This window comes from Pseudomonas sp. SED1 (genome assembly GCF_034044025.1).
GTDB lineage: Bacteria > Pseudomonadota > Gammaproteobacteria > Pseudomonadales > Pseudomonadaceae > Aquipseudomonas.
Genome location: NZ_JAXCIS010000231.1, coordinates 1 through 17,122, shown reverse-complemented (window position 1 = coordinate 17,122; position 17,122 = coordinate 1). Strand labels below are relative to the sequence as shown.

19 protein-coding genes are annotated in these 17,122 nt (G+C 60.4%); 11 read left to right on the top strand and 8 right to left on the bottom strand.

Features of this window, described 5'->3' with window-relative positions:
- The first annotated feature begins 197 nt into the window (after positions 1-197).
- The 6 genes from hisB to SNL23_RS29685 all read left to right on the top strand — a co-directional run bounded on the left by hisB (position 198) and on the right by SNL23_RS29685 (position 4,068).
- The gene (hisB, locus tag SNL23_RS29710) at positions 198-791 is read left to right on the top strand and encodes an imidazoleglycerol-phosphate dehydratase HisB (protein ID WP_318304532.1); all 594 of its coding nucleotides are present in this window, start codon (positions 198-200) and stop codon (positions 789-791) included.
- The gene (gene hisH / locus SNL23_RS29705) at positions 791-1,429 is read left to right on the top strand and encodes an imidazole glycerol phosphate synthase subunit HisH (protein WP_318304531.1); all 639 of its coding nucleotides are present in this window, start codon (positions 791-793) and stop codon (positions 1,427-1,429) included. Before hisB ends, hisH begins: the two co-directional genes overlap by 1 nt.
- Entirely contained in the window at positions 1,429-1,686 is a 258-nt protein-coding gene (locus SNL23_RS29700) for a DUF2164 domain-containing protein (protein WP_003218033.1), read from the top strand. The genes hisH and SNL23_RS29700 overlap by 1 nt, the downstream gene beginning before the upstream one ends.
- A gap of 39 nt (positions 1,687-1,725) precedes the next feature.
- Positions 1,726-2,463, top strand: a complete 738-nt coding sequence (hisA, locus tag SNL23_RS29695; protein WP_029295899.1) for a 1-(5-phosphoribosyl)-5-[(5-phosphoribosylamino)methylideneamino]imidazole-4-carboxamide isomerase — start codon at positions 1,726-1,728, stop codon at positions 2,461-2,463.
- A gap of 9 nt (positions 2,464-2,472) precedes the next feature.
- Positions 2,473-3,243 carry an imidazole glycerol phosphate synthase subunit HisF gene (gene hisF, locus SNL23_RS29690; RefSeq protein WP_017138643.1) on the top strand — a complete coding sequence of 257 codons (771 nt, stop codon included), beginning with the start codon at positions 2,473-2,475 and terminating at the stop codon, positions 3,241-3,243.
- 66 nt (positions 3,244-3,309) lie between these two features.
- On the top strand, positions 3,310-4,068 hold the full coding sequence (locus SNL23_RS29685) for a substrate-binding periplasmic protein (protein WP_318304530.1): 759 nt from the start codon (positions 3,310-3,312) through the stop codon (positions 4,066-4,068).
- Here SNL23_RS29685 and SNL23_RS29680 read toward each other — a convergent pair.
- The 4 genes from SNL23_RS29680 to SNL23_RS29665 all read right to left on the bottom strand — a co-directional run bounded on the left by SNL23_RS29680 (position 4,021) and on the right by SNL23_RS29665 (position 8,815).
- The gene (locus SNL23_RS29680) at positions 4,021-5,322 is read right to left on the bottom strand and encodes a Vps62-related protein (protein ID WP_318304529.1); all 1,302 of its coding nucleotides are present in this window, start codon (positions 5,320-5,322) and stop codon (positions 4,021-4,023) included. The genes SNL23_RS29685 and SNL23_RS29680 overlap by 48 nt on opposite strands.
- 74 nt (positions 5,323-5,396) lie before the next feature.
- Positions 5,397-6,179 (bottom strand): divergent polysaccharide deacetylase family protein, encoded by a 783-nt coding sequence (locus SNL23_RS29675; RefSeq protein ID WP_167662997.1) that lies wholly within the window; start codon positions 6,177-6,179, stop codon positions 5,397-5,399.
- 1 nt (position 6,180) lies between these two features.
- The gene (locus SNL23_RS29670; RefSeq protein WP_076018132.1) at positions 6,181-7,488 is read right to left on the bottom strand and encodes a S41 family peptidase; all 1,308 of its coding nucleotides are present in this window, start codon (positions 7,486-7,488) and stop codon (positions 6,181-6,183) included.
- A 31-nt stretch (positions 7,489-7,519) separates the two neighbouring features.
- Positions 7,520-8,815 carry a murein hydrolase activator EnvC family protein gene (locus SNL23_RS29665; protein WP_076018131.1) on the bottom strand — a complete coding sequence of 432 codons (1,296 nt, stop codon included), beginning with the start codon at positions 8,813-8,815 and terminating at the stop codon, positions 7,520-7,522.
- 296 nt (positions 8,816-9,111) lie between these two features.
- Here SNL23_RS29665 and SNL23_RS29660 point away from each other — a divergent pair, with 296 nt between their 5' ends.
- Complete coding sequence (locus SNL23_RS29660) at positions 9,112-9,624, top strand: PBECR2 nuclease fold domain-containing protein (protein ID WP_318304527.1); 513 nt, start codon at positions 9,112-9,114, stop codon at positions 9,622-9,624.
- Between the two features lie 217 nt (positions 9,625-9,841).
- On the opposite strand, the gene gpmI is transcribed toward SNL23_RS29660, so the two are convergent.
- Positions 9,842-11,368, bottom strand: a complete 1,527-nt coding sequence (gene gpmI / locus SNL23_RS29655) for a 2,3-bisphosphoglycerate-independent phosphoglycerate mutase (RefSeq protein WP_076018130.1) — start codon at positions 11,366-11,368, stop codon at positions 9,842-9,844.
- A gap of 151 nt (positions 11,369-11,519) precedes the next feature.
- Here gpmI and SNL23_RS29650 point away from each other — a divergent pair, with 151 nt between their 5' ends.
- The 3 genes from SNL23_RS29650 to secB are packed head-to-tail and all read left to right on the top strand — an operon-like array spanning position 11,520 to position 12,717.
- A complete protein-coding gene (locus SNL23_RS29650; protein ID WP_076018129.1) occupies positions 11,520-11,933 on the top strand; it encodes a rhodanese-like domain-containing protein in 414 nt (137 codons plus the stop codon).
- 1 nt (position 11,934) lies between these two features.
- Positions 11,935-12,189, top strand: a complete 255-nt coding sequence (gene grxC, locus SNL23_RS29645) for a glutaredoxin 3 (RefSeq protein WP_010169095.1) — start codon at positions 11,935-11,937, stop codon at positions 12,187-12,189.
- A gap of 42 nt (positions 12,190-12,231) precedes the next feature.
- The gene (gene secB / locus SNL23_RS29640) at positions 12,232-12,717 is read left to right on the top strand and encodes a protein-export chaperone SecB (RefSeq protein ID WP_003218009.1); all 486 of its coding nucleotides are present in this window, start codon (positions 12,232-12,234) and stop codon (positions 12,715-12,717) included.
- Between the two features lie 169 nt (positions 12,718-12,886).
- Here the strand turns inward: secB and SNL23_RS29635 are convergent, their stop codons facing one another.
- Positions 12,887-13,342 (bottom strand): tRNA (cytidine(34)-2'-O)-methyltransferase, encoded by a 456-nt coding sequence (locus SNL23_RS29635; protein WP_076018128.1) that lies wholly within the window; start codon positions 13,340-13,342, stop codon positions 12,887-12,889.
- Between SNL23_RS29635 and SNL23_RS29630 the strand changes: the two genes are divergently transcribed.
- Complete coding sequence (locus SNL23_RS29630; protein ID WP_318304523.1) at positions 13,341-13,781, top strand: hypothetical protein; 441 nt, start codon at positions 13,341-13,343, stop codon at positions 13,779-13,781. The two genes, SNL23_RS29635 and SNL23_RS29630, sit on opposite strands and share 2 nt — an antisense overlap.
- Before the next feature lie 541 nt (positions 13,782-14,322).
- Here SNL23_RS29630 and ntrC read toward each other — a convergent pair.
- Complete coding sequence (gene ntrC, locus SNL23_RS29625; protein ID WP_003218003.1) at positions 14,323-15,759, bottom strand: nitrogen regulation protein NR(I); 1,437 nt, start codon at positions 15,757-15,759, stop codon at positions 14,323-14,325.
- Positions 15,756-16,841 (bottom strand): nitrogen regulation protein NR(II), encoded by a 1,086-nt coding sequence (gene glnL, locus SNL23_RS29620; protein WP_003218001.1) that lies wholly within the window; start codon positions 16,839-16,841, stop codon positions 15,756-15,758. The genes ntrC and glnL overlap by 4 nt, the downstream gene beginning before the upstream one ends.
- Positions 16,842-17,122 lie beyond the last annotated feature (281 nt).

The following is a 17,122-nucleotide window of genomic DNA, read 5'->3' as shown; positions in this document are numbered from 1 at the left end:
TGGATCAGTCAGCACATGTATTGGCTGACCCATCGCATTCGCGAGCAAGCCCGCTCCCACGCAAAGCTGCTCCCACACTTGTACTGACATGTCTATCCTCGACACTCCATCAGTCTTATCCCCTCCGATGTTTCTGTTTAGCGCCCGCGCCCCTATAATGGCTGCCTTTTTCGCCCAATGATTTTGCGGAGCTGGTGATGGCCGAACGTAAGGCGTCCGTCGAGCGCGACACTCTGGAAACCCAGATCAAAGCCTCGATTAACCTGGATGGCACCGGAAAGGCCCGATTTGATATCGGTGTACCTTTTCTTGAGCACATGCTGGACCAGATCGCCCGTCACGGGCTGATCGACCTGAATATCGTCAGCAAGGGCGACCTGCATATCGACGACCACCACACGGTGGAAGACGTCGGTATCACGTTGGGCCAGGCTTTTGCCAAAGCCATCGGCGACAAGAAAGGCATCCGTCGCTACGGCCACGCCTATGTCCCGCTGGATGAAGCGCTGTCGCGTGTGGTCATCGACTTCTCCGGCCGCCCAGGCCTGCAGATGCACGTGCCCTACACCCGCGCCACCGTGGGCGGCTTCGACGTTGACCTGTTCCAGGAATTCTTCCAGGGCTTCGTCAACCACGCGCTGGTCAGCCTGCACATCGACAACCTGCGTGGCACCAACACTCACCACCAGATCGAGACCGTGTTCAAGGCCTTCGGTCGCGCCCTGCGCATGGCCGTAGAGCTGGATGACCGCATGGCCGGGCAAATGCCGTCGACCAAGGGCGTCCTGTAATGCAGACGGTCGCGGTTATCGATTACGGCATGGGTAACCTGCACTCGGTGGCCAAGGCCCTTGAGCACGTAGGCGCCGGCAAGGTACTGATCACCAGCGATGCCGACGTGATTCGCGAAGCCGACCGGGTGGTTTTCCCGGGGGTTGGCGCGATTCGCGACTGCATGGCTGAGATTCGCCGCCTGGGCTTCGACAGCCTGGTGCGTGAAGTCAGCCAGGACCGGCCGTTCCTCGGCATCTGCGTGGGCATGCAAGCCTTGCTCGACAGCAGTGAAGAGAACGCCGGCGTCGACTGCATCGGCCTGTTCCCGGGCCAGGTGAAGTTTTTCGGCAAGGATTTGCACGAAGACGGCGAACACCTGAAAGTCCCGCACATGGGCTGGAACGAAGTGCGCCGGACCGTGGATCACCCGCTGTGGCACAACGTGCCGGACCTGGCGCGTTTCTACTTCGTGCACAGCTACTACATTGCCGCCGGTAACCCGCGCCAGGTGGTGGGTGGCGGGCACTATGGCGTCGACTTCGCCGCGGCCCTGGCCGACGGTTCGCGCTTTGCCGTGCAATTCCACCCGGAGAAGAGCCACACCCATGGCCTGCAATTGCTGCAGAACTTCGCCGCCTGGGACGGGCGCTGGTAATGGCCAAGAAGGTCAAACCGCCGATCTTGAACCTCACTCCCCAGCAGGAGAGTGAGGCCACCGACAAGATCAAGCGTTTCATGGAAGACCGCTTCGAGCTCAAGCTCGGCTCGTTCGAGGTCGCAGAGATCCTCGAACTGTTCACCACTGAAATTGCTCCGCACTATTACAACAGGGCGATTTTCGATGTGCAGACGCACCTTAAAGAAAGGTTCGAAAGCATCGAAAGCGACTTGTGGGCGCTCGAGAAACCCTGATTTCCCGAGCAACGCTGAATATCGAATAAGGTTTGCCAGATGCTGATTATTCCCGCTATCGATCTCAAGGACGGCGCCTGCGTACGTCTGCGCCAGGGCCGCATGGAAGATTCCACGGTGTTCTCCGATGACCCGGTGAGCATGGCTGCCAAGTGGGTGGAAGGCGGCTGCCGTCGTCTGCATCTGGTGGACTTGAACGGTGCCTTCGAAGGCCAGCCGGTCAACGGCGAAGTGGTGACGGCGATCGCCAAGCGCTACCCGAACCTGCCGATCCAGATCGGCGGCGGTATACGCTCCCTGGAAACCATCGAGCACTACGTGAAAGCGGGGGTGAGCTACGTGATCATCGGCACCAAGGCCGTGAAAGATCCGGCTTTCGTTGCCGAAGCCTGCCGCGCGTTCCCGGGCAAGGTGATCGTGGGTCTGGACGCTAAAGACGGTTTCGTCGCCACCGACGGCTGGGCTGAAATCAGCACCATCCAGGTGATCGACCTGGCGAAGCAGTTTGAAGCCGACGGCGTCTCCGCCATCGTTTATACCGACATCGCCAAAGACGGCATGATGCAGGGCTGCAACGTACCGTTCACCGCTGCGCTGGCCGCTGCTACCAAGATTCCGGTGATCGCTTCCGGCGGCATCCACAACCTGGGCGACATCAAGTCGCTGCTGGACGCGAAGGCGCCAGGGATCATCGGCGCCATCACCGGCCGGGCGATCTATGAAGGCACCCTGGACGTCGCTGAAGCCCAGGCTTACTGCGACGCCTACAACGGCTGAGGACTGACCATGGCGCTGGCCAAACGCATCATCCCTTGCCTGGACGTCGACAACGGTCGCGTGGTCAAGGGCGTCAAGTTCGAGAACATCCGTGACGCCGGCGACCCGGTGGAAATCGCCCGTCGCTACGACGAGCAGGGTGCCGACGAGATTACCTTTCTCGACATCACCGCCAGCGTCGACGGTCGCGACACCACGCTGCACACCGTCGAGCGCATGGCCAGCCAGGTGTTTATCCCGCTGACCGTGGGCGGTGGCGTGCGCACCGTACAGGACATTCGCAACCTGCTGAATGCCGGCGCGGACAAGGTCTCGATCAACACCGCCGCCGTGTTCAACCCGGAATTTGTCGGCGAAGCCGCGCAGCACTTCGGCTCCCAATGCATCGTCGTCGCTATCGACGCGAAGAAAGTCTCCGGCCCGGGCGAAACCCCGCGCTGGGAGATTTTCACCCACGGCGGGCGCAAGCCTACCGGGTTGGATGCCGTGGAGTGGGCGATGAAGATGGAAGCCCTGGGCGCCGGTGAAATCCTGCTGACCAGCATGGACCAGGACGGCATGAAAAACGGCTTCGACCTGGGCGTGACCCGTGCCATCAGCGACGCGCTGGGCATCCCGGTAATCGCTTCCGGCGGCGTCGGCAACCTGCAGCACCTGGCTGACGGCGTGATCGAAGGCCATGCCAGTGCAGTGTTGGCGGCGAGTATTTTCCACTTTGGCGAATACACCGTTCCCGAGGCCAAGGCCTACATGGCGGCACGCGGTATCGTCGTTCGCTAAACGTCACTGGACACCATGGCAGGCTCGCGGCACTCTCTGGGCTTGCCATGGATTCCGGTAACTTTCATGTTCAGAGACCTGCTGCTCGCCCTCGCCAGTACCACCGTTCTATTGACGGGTTCGGCCCACGCCGATGAGCCGTCCGACGGCGCTTCCCTGGTGCTGCTGACGGAAAACTTCCCGCCCTACAATATGGCGAAAAACGGCAAGAATTTCGCCAGGGAAGAGAACATCGAAGGTATTGCCGTGGACATCGTCCGCGAGACCTTCAAGCGTGCCGGCATCTCCTACAACCTGACCCTGCGCTTCCCTTGGGAGCGAATCTACAAACTCGCCCTGGAAAAACCCGGCTATGGCGTGTTCGTGATGGCACGCCTGCCGGACCGTGAGGCGCTGTTCAAATGGGTCGGCCCCATCGGCCCGGACGATTGGGTGCTGCTGGCCAAGGCCGACAGCAAGATCCAGCTGACCGACCTTGAGCACGCTCGGCGCTACAAGATCGGCGCCTATAAGGGTGATGCCATCGCCGAGAGCCTGGAGAAGCAGGGCCTCAAGCCGGTGATCGTGCTGCGGGATCAAGACAACGCGCAAAAATTGCTCGATGGCCAGATCGACCTGTGGGCCACCGGCGACCCGGCGGGCCGTTACCTGGCGCGCCAGGTCGGGGTGACCGGGCTCAAGACCGTGCTGCGTTTCAACAGTGCCGAGCTGTACCTGGCGCTGAACAAGAACGTACCGGACGAGACGGTGGCCAAGCTTCAGGCAGCCCTGGATCAGTTACGGCAGGAGGGTGTCGTCGATGAAATCATGGGGCGTTATCTCTAGGTTGGGCTCGGCCTGGGTTGGTTCCACGGCCTGCTCGACTGGCGGCTCGCCAATGCGCTCCGGCTCGGAGGCGGGATACTCGCTCACGTATACGTTATCGCCGTTGGTATAGGTGACGGTGCCGGTCACCTGGCTGCCATCTTCACGCAACAAGCGATATTCACTCTGAATGATGTAGCCCGCGACGGCTTTGTTGGCCGGGATATAGCTGATGATTTCCAGAGTCGATAAATCTCCCCAGCCCTTCGCCGAACGCTGGCAATGGGTGAATTCCTGGTTCAGGTGCGCGGAGAAGCTCAATTCGAATGCGCGGTTATCCGACGGCCATTCACTGCATAGCTCAATGCTGGTGGTCGCGGTGAGGGCCCTTGACTGCCTCCCGGTCTCGCCCTTGGTGGCGGTCCACATGAATGGTTGGCTGGTGGCCGTTTGGTTGTGTCCAAAGCCGACGAACAAGTAATGATCAATCCTTTCCAGTCGATACATCGGGCAGGTTTGCAATTGTTCGATGGGGCTCAGGTCCGGGTCTTTCACCGCAAACCAGGGGAGTTGGCACACCTGAGGTTGTTCCAGTGTGTGCAGTGCCGCAGGTGGCGCGTACCCGGAGAGCGGCGGCGGCTCAGGCAACTCCTTCAGATCGGCGGTCAACGGCAGGCGCAACGTATAGCTGGCGGTGGTCGGTTTGGCATAGCTGGCGGTACCGATAAAGGTGCCGGGGGCCAGGTTGATTTCACCAGGGGCTGCGTCGGCTGGCGTGATGCCCCAGGCACTGAAGTCCATTGGCGCACCACTGCCCTTGTCGGTCCAGATCAATTGCCCGGTCCGCGCGGCCATGACCAGATCCTCCCGCACACAGCGCACCGCATTGCGCGACGGTTTGTCGTAGCCCACGCCGCACACCAGCCCCATGGATACATAGCCTTCAGGTGGCAATGGGCGCCAGAGGGAAAAGTCGGTGCGCGCACCCGAGCCGGCATCTTTCCACACCAGCTCGAACTCATCGGGTGAGCGAAGTGCGGTGCCGCCGGCCTTATTCGCGTCGCTGACGACGGCGACGACTTTCTGCTGGTTGATATTGCGATAACCTTCGACCGCTATGTCACCCAGCGAGAAAAACTGGCTCAACGGGTCGGCTGAAGTGGCCGGCCGCCAAAAGCTTATGGACTTGTAAACTCCCGATCCCCGGTCATTCCACAGAGGGATGAATTCGGACGTGAAATTGATAAGCAGGTCTTTGTATTGCAGTGCGTTCATGAGGAGACTCTCCAGTTGATCCAGGGATCCACTATCGGAGAGCCTGCCGGGTGATGGGCAGTAGCTATGTAGCGCTAGCGATAGGTGCCGTTTTTACCGTGGCCGGCCATGGCCTGGTTACTGCGCACGCTGATCATCAACTTGATATCGATCCACTCGACGCCCTGGGCCTTGAGCTTGGGCAGCTCCCGTTCCAGCACCGCCAGCGTTTGTGGATAAGGATGGCCGATCATCACCGCAGAACCCTGTTTGTGGGCCAGCTTGATTGCGGTCTGCAATTGAGTGGTGATGGCCGCTTCAGTGCGTTCGTCATCGAGGAACACGTCCCGCGAGACGCTGGCCAAACCAATCTTCTGCGCCTCGGCGGCGGCGACGGTTTTAGCGCTGGTACGGCTGTCGACGAAGAACTTGTGGCGCCGTTGCAACTCACCCATCAACCAGGCCATCGCCTCCGGCTGGGCGGTCATGCGGCTGCCCATGTGGTTGTTGATGCCGGCGGTGTAGGGCACAGCCTTGAAAGCTGCGTCCAGGCGTTTGCCCAACTCTTCGATGGGTAGCTCGGGGTGCCAGGCAAAGGGGCCGGTGGCCGGGTCCATAGGCATGTGCAAGATGACGATCTTGCCCGCCTTATGGGCTTCGCGGGCGAATTCGGCGGCGTGGGGGGTGTCGGGCATGATCGCCGTGGTCACCGGGCCGGGCAGCGCGAGCACGCGACGATCCCGGGGCAGGTTTTGCCCAAGGTCGTCGATGATCAGGGTCAGGTAGGCTTTGTGTTCAGCGGGGGCTGCACTGGCGGGGTTGCCGTGGGCAACTCCCGCCAGACAGCACAGCAACGCGATGATCAGTCCACAACGCATATCAACGGCTGCGCGTAATGCTCAAGCCCTTGAGCAGGCTCAGCGCCTGGGCCAGTTGATAATCGTCGTCCTGCGGCATCGGCTTGGCTTTAGAGCCGCTGCCGGTTGGCTGGTCGGCGCCGCCGTTACCATTGCCCAGGTGGCCCTGCAAGTCGGCTTCCTTGTAGAACTCGCTGTCGGCTTCGTTGGTGATCTTGGCCTTGCGCACTTCGATGTCCGGCACGATGCCCTGGGCCTGGATCGAGCGACCATTCGGCGTGTAGTACAGCGCCGTGGTGATCTTCAGGGCGCGCTCGTTGTTCAGCGGCAGCACGGTTTGCACCGAGCCTTTGCCGAAGCTGGTGGTGCCCATCAGCACACCGCGTTTCTGGTCTTGCAGGGCGCCGGCGACGATTTCCGAGGCCGAGGCGCTGCCGCCGTTGATCAGCACAACCATCGGCACGCCTTCGCTGAGGTCGTTGCCGGTGGCCGAGAAGCGCAGTTCGGAGTTGGCAATACGGCCCTTGGTGTAGACGATCAGGCCCTTGGTGATGAAGTGGTCGACCACTTCCACCGCCGCCTGCAACACGCCGCCTGGGTTGTTGCGCAGGTCGAGCACGATGCCGCTGAGTTTCTTGCCGTTGTCTTTACGCAGCTTGGCCAAAGCCTTGGCGACTTCATCGCCGGTCTTAACCTGGAACTGGGTGATACGGATGTAGCCGTAGCCCGACTCCAGCAGTTGGGCCTTCACGCTCTTGACGGTAATGGTGGCGCGCGCCAGGGTCACGTCAAACGGGTTGCCGCCGTCGCGTACCAGGGTCAGGGTGATTTTCTGGCCGAGCTTGCCGCGCATCTTGTCGACGGCTTCGGTCATGGTCTGGCCGCGGGTCGGCTGGCCGTTGATCTTGACGATCAGGTCGCCCGCCTGGATCCCGGCCTTGGAAGCTGGCGTGTCATCGATCGGCGAGACCACTTTGATCTGGCCGTCTTCGGCGCCGACTTCAATGCCCAGGCCACCGAATTCACCACTGGTGCTTTCCTGCAGCTCGGCGAAATCTTCCGGGCCCAGGTAGGCAGAGTGCGGGTCAAGGTTGCTGAGCATGCCCTTGATGGCATTTTCCAGCAGGGTCTTGTCGTCTACAGGTTCGACATAGGCCGCCTTGATCCGGTCCATGACCTCGGCGAAGGTGCGCAACTCGTCCAGCGGCAGCGGGGCCTTGGTGGTCGCAGCCGTGGCTGACTGGGCGGTCTGGTCGGCGAATGCCAAAGGCGCGCCGATCACCAGGGCGATCGTCAGGGCCAGCGATGTGAGGCGGGACAAATGCAGCATGTCGAACGAACTCCTAATGTAGATGCGACCCTTATCCTTGGGTACGGCACCATTGTGCCGGGTCGCTCGGGCGGCCCTGCTGACGAATAGCGAAGTACAGCGCCGGAGTGTCCTGGCCACCACTGTTACCGACAGTGGAGATGGATTCACCGGCTTTTACAACATCACCTGCCGCTTTAAGCAAAGTTTGATTGTGGCCGTAAAGGCTCAAATAGCCATTACCGTGGTCAAGAATCACCAACAAACCTGCGCCACGCAGCCAATCGGCGAACACCACACGGCCGCCGTGAATGGCGTGGACCTGGGTGCCGGCACCGGCACTGATCATCACACCGTCCCACTTGGCGCGGGTGTCATCGCCGCGGGTTTCACCAAAGCGTGCCAGTAATCGACCATCAACTGGCCATGGAAGTTTGCCCCGAGCTGAAGCAAAAGGTCCGCCAAACGATTCGCCGGAGCTGGAAACCAATGGGCCAGGCGCTGCACGCGCCGGTTTACGCGGGGCCGGGGCATCAGTGGCGACTGCCTCGGCGGCCTCACGCTCGCGCTTTTTTTCGGCTTCCTGCTGGGCCAGCAGCGCTTTTTGCCGCGCTTGCTCTGCCTCACGGGCCTGGCGCGCCAGGGTTTCCTCGATGGTTTTCAGGACTTTGCCCAGGTCGGCCTGATCCTGCTCGCGGGCCTGGAGCTTGGCGTCACGGGCCTTCACGTCGTCATTCAGCTTGGCCAGCGCTTGCTGGCGCTCCTTGCGAACCTTGTCCAGCTCGTCGCGCTGGCTGTCGAGGGCGGTTTTCTGGTCGAGCAACTGCGATTGCTGGTTGGCAATTTCTGTTTCGACGTTGGCCAACTGGCGCAGGGTCTCGTTGAAGCTTTTCAGTTGCTCCAGGCGGGCCTTGCTCAGGTAGTCGTAATAGGTGAGGGTGCGGGCGAATTTTTCCGGGTTCTGCTGGTTGAGCAGCAGCTTGAGATATTCCTGGCGGCCGTTCTGGTAGGCGGCGCGGGCCTGGATCGCGATCAGGCGTTGCTGTTCAACGCGGGCGCTCTGGAGTTTTTTTTTCTCAGCGTCGAGTCGCTCCAGTTCCGACTCGCTCTTCTTTAATTCTTTTTGCAGCTCCTGGACCTGCTTCTCCAGCTTGCCCATCTCGGTTTCCGTGCCGCGCAGGTCTTTCTGCACACCGGATTTCTCTTCCTGGAGCTTGCCGAGCAGCTTCTTGAGCTCGGTAATGTCCTGACGCGTAGCGTCCAACTGTTGTTGGGTTTGTGCGCGCTCATCGGCAAACGCCGGTTGAAGCAGGCAGACAAGAGCAAGGGTAATCAAGGCGCGAAGCATAGAGGCGGGCGACACCAGGGAAAGGGACGGCCTAGTATGCCCGCCAAGCGCTGCAAAAAAAACGCCCAATTCGGGTTGGCAGGCAAGTTAGGTGCCCAGTGGCTGCATTCTGCAAGCGATTGTGGACAAGTCCCATAGTCCTTCAAAGGCGACGAGCGGTATAGAACGTCGTGTCGTGCTTCTGCAGTTGTTTTGTGTGCTTCGCGAAATGCCTTGAAATGCTCCACCCTAACGGTGCCTTTGCGCTCGGAATAGACTCGTCGGCCCTGTTAATCCGACGGTTGGCATAGTCAGCAATGCCCTGTATTCACGAGTCAAAAGGCCAGCAAACGTGGCTCGATTATGGGCTTCCCGACCTCCGTAGTCTGGATCGGGCTTTGCGAGCGCGTCCACTTGAGGAAGTGGCCGCCGGCAACGACGTCGAAGCGGCCATGGACATAGTCGCAATGCATTTTGGCATTGCCCATTCGAGCTGTTCGGAAGTGGAAATTGCCTCGCCTTTGGGGCAAATAGCGATTAGGCGCAGTTGTCTGCAGCACATTGTTGAAAAGCGGCAGGACGCCAGAGAGCGTTATGTCAGGTTCGCCTTGGACACGTTGATGGGACCTCTGGAAATATGGCGTGTTGCTTATAGTGACTGCTCCGCTCGTTTAGCATTCATTGGGGCTTATGAATCCAAAAGGCAGATGCTGGTGGTAGTCAATATTCAGGCTGGCAATGTGCTGTGGAACTTCATGCAGACAGACGCTAAAGCCTTGAATAAGCATCGCCATGGTGAGTTGCTCTATAAGCGTTACGAGCTTTTGTGACGCCCAAAGAAAAGGGCAGCTCTTTCGAACTGCCCTAAGTAGTGCTTGCTTGATATTCATATACACACCCTCAAGCAGGGGTGTGGAGGTCTCACCCTACGCGGATATCCAGCCATCTGCGGGGTTCCTACGCCAGTTATCGCCGCTGGAGGCAACTGGTTTCGCGCTCGAGTCCATTATTGACGGGCTGCCTGTTTTGAGCAACCCCTGAACTGTGTCAGACCAGAATCGAAGTGCCAGTCATCTCTTTCGGCTTCTCCAGCCCCATCAGCATCAGCATGGTCGGCGCCACGTCGGCCAGTACACCGCCGTCACGCACTTTCAGGTCGCGTTTGCCGACGTAGATAAACGGCACCGGCTCGGTGGTATGGGCTGTGTGGGCCTGGCCGGTGGATTCGTCGGACATTTGCTCGCAGTTGCCGTGGTCGGCGGTGATCAACGCTTCGCCGCCTACCTTGTCCAGGGCGTCGACAATGCGGCCGACGCACAGGTCCAGGCATTCCACGGCTTTTACCGCCGCTTCGAGGTTGCCGCTGTGGCCCACCATGTCGCCGTTGGCGTAGTTGACCACGATCACGTCGTAACGCTGGTGTTCGATGGCGTCGACGATCTTGTCCGTGACTTCCGGGGCACTCATCTCCGGCTGCAGGTCGTAGGTAGCGACTTTCGGCGACGGGATCAGGATGCGCTCTTCGCCCGGGAACGGTTCTTCACGACCGCCGGAGAAGAAGAAGGTCACGTGGGCGTATTTCTCGGTTTCGGCAATGCGCAGCTGGGTCTTGCCGTTTTTCGCCAGGTAGTCGCCCAGCACGTTTTCCAGGCTGCCCGGGGCGAATGCCGACGGGGCCGGGATGTTGGCGGCGTATTGGGTCAACATCACGAATTCGACTTTCGGCTGGCGGGCGCGCTGGAAGTCCTTGAAACCGTCATCGACAAACACATGGCTCAGCTCGCGGGCACGGTCGGCGCGGAAGTTCATGAACACCAGGGCGTCGCCATCTTCGACTTTTACCGGTTCACCGATGGTGGTGGCCTTGACGAATTCGTCGCTCTCGCCACGGGCATAGGCGGCTTCCAGGCCTTCCTGGGCGGTGGCGGCGTTGAATTCGGCCTGGCCGTCGACGATCAGGTTGTAGGCCTGGGCTACGCGGTCCCAGCGGTTGTCACGGTCCATCGCGAAGTAACGGCCGACCAGGCTGGCGATGCGGCCCTTGCCGAGGGTCTTGAAGGTTTCGTCCAGCAGTTCGATGGAGGACTGGGCGCTTTTCGGCGGGGTGTCGCGACCGTCAAGGAAGGCGTGCAGGTAGATTTTTTCGGCGCCGCGCTTGAAGGCCAGTTCGGCCATGGCGATCAGGTGGTCCTGGTGGCTGTGGACGCCGCCGTCGGACAGCAGGCCCATGAAGTGCACGGCCTTGCCGGCCTTGACTGCTTTATCCACCGCCGCGCAGATGGTCGGGTTCTCGAAAAACTCGCCGTCGCGGATCGATTTGGTCACGCGGGTGAAGTCTTGATATACCACTCGTCCGGCACCGAGGTTCATGTGGCCGACTTCCGAGTTGCCCATTTGGCCATCCGGCAGGCCAACATCCATGCCCGAGCCCGAGATAAGGCCGTTCGGTACGGTAGCGCTCAGACGGTCCAGTACTGGCTTCTTGGCCGAGTACACAGCGTTGTCGTGGTGGCTTTCACTGTGTCCGAAGCCATCGAGAATTATCAGGACCAAAGGTTTAGGCGTAGTAGTCATAGATCCTCTCGCGGCGGTAATGAATGAAGGCAATTGAAAAGGGAGTGGCAGTTTAAAGCGAAGTTCCGACCACGTCACCGCTTTACGGGGGTTGGCCGGCCATGACGGCTGTGTATACTTACCGCCATTTTAACGCCCTGGAACCTCCTTGATGGTTGATCACCTGATTGCATTTGCCACTACCCACTATTTGCTCGCTGGTGCGTTCGTCGTACTGCTGGCGCTGCTGATCGCTCATGAAATGAGCCGCGGTGGCCGCAGCCTCAGCACGTCCGAGCTGACCGCCCTGGTCAACAAGGATGAGGCTGTAGTGGTGGACATTCGTCCCGCCAAGGATTTCGCCGCCGGTCACATTGTCGGCGCGCTGAACATTCCCCAGGACAAGCTGATTTCGCGCCTGGCCGAGCTGGAAAAGTACAAGGGCAAGACCATCATCCTGGTCGACGCCCAAGGCCAGCACTCCGGCACCCACGCCCGCGAGATGCTGAAAACCGGCTTCAACGCCGCCAAACTGTCGGGTGGCATTTCCAGCTGGCGTGGCGACAACCTGCCGCTGGTGAAGTGATATGAGCCAGGTTGTCGTTTATTCCAGCGATTATTGCCCTTATTGCATGCGGGCCAAGGCCCTGCTTGAGAAAAAGGGCATTGCCTTCGAAGAGATCAAGGTTGATGGCAAGCCCCAGGTGCGCGCCGAGATGACCAAGAAAGCGGGACGCACGTCCGTGCCGCAGATCTGGATCGGTGACAAGCATGTCGGTGGATGCGATGACCTGTTCGCACTCGAGCGCGCCGGTAAACTGGATGCGCTGCTTCACGTCTGACTCCTAACCCCTAAAAGACCCCAAGATCACGAAGGATCTGCGATGACTGACCAACAGAACACCGAAGCGGCAGCAGAAGAAGCTCAAGGCCCACAATTTTCCCTGCAGCGTATCTACGTACGTGACTTGTCGTTCGAGGCGCCGAAAAGCCCGGCCATCTTCCGTCAGGAATGGACCCCGAGCGTTGCGCTGGACCTGAACACCCGTCAAAAGGCTCTGGAAGGCGACTTCCACGAGGTCGTGCTGACCTTGTCGGTTACCGTCAAGAACGGCGAAGAAGTGGCCTTCATCGCTGAAGTGCAGCAGGCTGGTATCTTCCTGATCCAGGGCCTGGACGAAGCGTCCATGAGCCACACCCTGGGCGCGTTCTGCCCGAACATCCTGTTCCCGTATGCCCGTGAGACTCTGGACAGCCTGGTCACCCGTGGCTCGTTCCCGGCGCTGATGCTGGCTCCCGTGAACTTCGATGCCCTGTATGCGCAAGAGCTGCAGCGCATGCAACAGGAAGGTTCGCCAACGGTTCAGTAAGCTGTTGCTGCATAAAAAAGCGCCATAACAGGCGCTTTTTTATTGGGCGAGCCCCCTGTAGGAGCGAGCTTGCTCGCGAAAAACCTGAGAGCGCTGTGTCCATTCAGGATGCCCGCGTCATCGTTAACGTTTTTCGCGAGCAAGCCCGCTCCCACATTGGTTATGTGCGCTATTTGAAACCGAGTTGGCGCCAGCCCTCATACACGGCGACGGCCACGGTGTTGGACAGGTTCAGGCTGCGACAGCCTTCGCGCATCGGCAGGCGCAGGCGGTGGCCTTCGGGCAGGGCGTCGAGGACGTCCGCCGGCAGGCCGCGGCTTTCCGGGCCGAACAGGAAGGCGTCGCCTTCGGCAAAGCTGGCATCATGGAACGGCCGCGAGCCCTTGGTGGTAAACGCGAACAACCGCGGGTGGTTCAGGCTTTCCAGGCAACTGGCGAGGTCCGCGTGGCGTTGCAGGGTGGCGTACTCGTGGTAGTCCAGCCCGGCGCGGCGCAGGCGCTTGTCGTCCATATCGAAACCCAAGGGCTCGATCAAATGCAGGTGGCAGCCACTGTTGGCGCACAGCCTGATAACGTTGCCGGTATTCGGCGGAATTTCTGGTTGAAAAAGGATGACGTGAAACATGCACGGCTCCGAAGGCAAAGATGCGCTGCATTCTACCCCTGAAGAAGACCCCAGGCCGAAGCTATTGCCACGGGTTTTAGGCTCGTTGGCAATTGTCGGCTTGATGGTGGGCCTGATGATCGGCCGGCTGACCACACCAGACCCGGTCGAGTTGCAGCAGGTAGAGCCTGCCACCGATGGCCTGGTGGTGTGGTTCAACAGCGAACCCAAGCTGCACGGCGAGCATATCGACGGCACGGTGGCGCTGCTGTTCGACGCGCTGGGCAAGGCTCAGGGCGGGCGACTGAAGGTCAACGACAAGGATGTGAACTGGCGCATCCGCAAGACCGATGGCGGCTTGCTGCTGAACCTGGTGGCGGCTCGGCCGTTGCGTGGGGCGTGGTCGGGGGAGAAGGTCGAGGGGCGCTGGCGGGTGGAGATCCATCTCCAGGAGCAATAAAAGAGGGAATCCCCGGCCTGCCTGTACCAAGGTTCCCAAAACGGGCTGGGGCTATGGGCGCGTTGCCTCATAAGCCCCGGGTGTAAAGAAGGGAGTTCCCGGCCTGCCTGTACCAGGGCTCCCAAAACGGGGTGAAGCCAAAGGCTTCGGTGTTAAAGAGGGAATCCCCGGCCTGCCTGTACCGAGGTTCCCGAAACGGGTGTGGGGCGCGACGCGATCCGCATCAAGCACCCCGGGTGTAAAGAGGGGATTCTCGGCCTGCCTGTACCAAGGTCCCCGAAACTGGGTAGTAACAGGGTTATTGCAGGGCGCGTGCCAGAATTGCAAAGTTGTGCCAAGAAATTTCTTCAGAAAGCGCAAAGCCCCGGAATACGGGGCTTTGGCGTTTTCAGCTTTTAATATTTTTTTAACAAGGCATGTGTTTCAGGGGTCGGATAAGTGCGCGATGCCGGTTCGTGGTGCATTGAAGCGGTGCACGGTGCTGAAACTTTGTGGAGGTCCAAATGTGGGAGCGGGCTTTTCGGTGGTTGTGAGAAGGCAATCAGCCCTCATCACCTTCGTCATCATCCCCACCATCGACCTTCATCCCCAACTCCTTGATCTTGCGCGTCAGGGTGTTACGGCCCCAGCCCAGCAGCACGGCGGCGTCGCGACGACGGCCGGCGGTATGCTTGAGAGCGGTTTCGATCATGATCCGCTCGAAAGCCGGCACAGCGCTGTCCAGCAGGTTCGACTGGCCACGTGCCAGAGCCTGGTCGGCCCACTGGCGCAGTGCCTGCTCCCAGTTGGTCACCGGTGCCGAATCCTGCGGGAGGCTCAGCAGCTCAGGCGGCAGGTCGCTGATATGCACTTCGCGCCCGGACGCCATCACCGTGATCCAGCGGCAGGTGTTCTCCAACTGACGCACGTTGCCCGGCCATGGCAGGTTCTTCAGGTATTCCTCGGTCTCGCTTTTCAGCAGCTTCGGCTCGACGGCCAGCTCTTGGGCGGCGCGGCTGAGGAAGTGACGGGCCAGGGTCGGGATGTCTTCGCGGCGGTCCGACATCCGTGGGATGTGGATGCGGATCACGTTCAGGCGGTGGAACAAATCTTCACGGAATTTCCCGGCATGCACCAGGGTTTCCAGGTTCTGGTGGGTAGCCGCGATGATGCGTACGTCGACCTTGACCGGCGTGTGCCCGCCTACCCGGTAAAACTCGCCGTCGGCCAGTACCCGCAGCAAGCGGGTCTGGGTGTCGGCCGGCATGTCGCCGATTTCATCGAGGAACAACGTGCCGCCATCGGCCTGTTCAAAACGGCCACGGCGCAGGTTGGCCGCGCCAGTGAACGCGCCTTTTTCGTGGCCGAACAGTTCCGATTCCATCAAGTCTTTCGGAATCGCCGCCATGTTCAATGCAATGAACGGCGACGCCGCCCGTGGGCTGTGACGGTGCAGGGCGTGGGCCACCAGCTCTTTACCGGTACCCGACTCGCCGTTGATCAGCACGGTGATGTTGGAATGGCTCAAGCGTCCGATGGCGCGAAACACTTCCTGCATCGCCGGCGCTTCGCCGATGATTTCCGGGGTTCGGGTCAGGGCAGGCGGGGCTTCCTGATTCTGTTGTTCCTGAGCGTGCTGGTTGGCGCGTTTTACCAGCGCCACCGCTTCGTCCACGTCGAACGGTTTTGGCAGGTATTCAAAGGCGCCGCCCTGATAGGACGCGACAGCGCTGTCCAGGTCCGAGTGCGCGGTCATGATGATCACCGGCAGGCGCGGGTGCTGCTCGCGAATCCGCGCCAGCAGGTCCAGGCCACTGGCGCCGGGCATGCGGATGTCGGAGATGATCACGTCGGGCTGCTGGCGAGCCAGGCGGCTCATCACCCCGTCGGCGCTGTCGAAGCTCTGGGTGGTCATGCCTTCCTGTTGCAAGGCTTTCTCCAGGACCCAGCGGATAGAACGGTCGTCATCGACGATCCAGACAGTTTCACTACGGCTCATGTCGATGGGGCTCCTTGTTCCAGTGGCAGAAAGATCGAGAAGGTGGTGTGGCCGGGATGGCTCTCACATTCGATCAAGCCCTGGTGCTGGCTGATGATGTTCTGGGTAATGGCCAAGCCGAGTCCGGTACCGTCCGGGCGGCCGCTGACCATTGGGAAAAAGATGGTTTCCTGCAGCTCGGCAGGGATGCCCGGCCCGTTGTCGATGATCTCGACCTTGGTCACCAGGCGATGGCGCACGTGGCCGATGGTGAACTGGCGCAAGGCGCGGGTGCGCAGGCTGATGCGGCCCAGGCGCAGTTCGTTCTGGCTGCTGATGGCCTGCATCGCGTTGCGCACGATATTGAGCACCGCCTGGATCATCTGCTCGCGGTCGATCAATACGTCGGGAATGCTTGGGTCGTAGTCGCGCACCAAGGTGATGCAGCCCTGGCTTTCGGCCTCCACCAGTTGGCAAACCCGCTCCAATACTTCGTGGACGTTGGTCATCGCCAGCGACGGCAGCTTGTTGGAGCCGAGCATGCGGTCTACCAGGTTACGCAGGCGGTCGGCTTCCTCGATGATGACGTTGGTGTAGTCCTTGAGGTTCTCGTCCGGCAGCTCTCGGGCCAGCAACTGTGCGGCGCCGCGAATCCCGCCCAGCGGGTTCTTGATCTCATGGGCCAGGCCGCGCACCAGCATCTTGCTGGTTTCCTGCTTGGACAATTGCGCCTCTTCCTTGGTGATGCGCAGCAGGCGGTCCCGGGGGTGCACCTCCAGCAGCAGCAGGGTCGCGCCGTGACTCAGGATCGGCGTTACCGCGTAGTCGACGGTCAGGGTCTGGCCGGTGAGGGCGGTGAGCATCGCTTCGCGCTTGGTGAACGGGTGCGCCTGCTCCACGGCCTGGCGCAATGAGCTCAAGGCCTCGGCCGACTCGGTGAACAGCTCACTGATGAATTGCCCATGGCTGCGCTGTCCGCTGATGGCCAGCAGCATTTCCGCCGCCGGGTTCATGTACTCAAGGCGCAGTTCGTCATTGAGCAGAATGGTCGCGGTGGTCAGGTTGTCGAGTAGCAGGCGGTGCAGGGCGTCGCTGATGGTCATTAGGACCTCTTTTGGAGCAAGGCGCGGCCTTGAGGCATGCGCTGATACAAGGAAAATGCAAAAAACAAACCAAAGCTCCGAAAAGAAGCGTTAAAGCCCTGAAATGGGGGGTTAAGGCGCGAAACTGTGGCGTTCTGCCAGCTTGAGCGGGAAGTTTCGAACCAAAATGGGTTGCGTAAGTGGGAAGGGTGCAGCGTATCGCACCAATATAGTGCGGTTTTGAAAAATCTGTTCAGGAAGCTGGTGGCAACGACTGATTGACTGAATGGGTCGGATCTAAA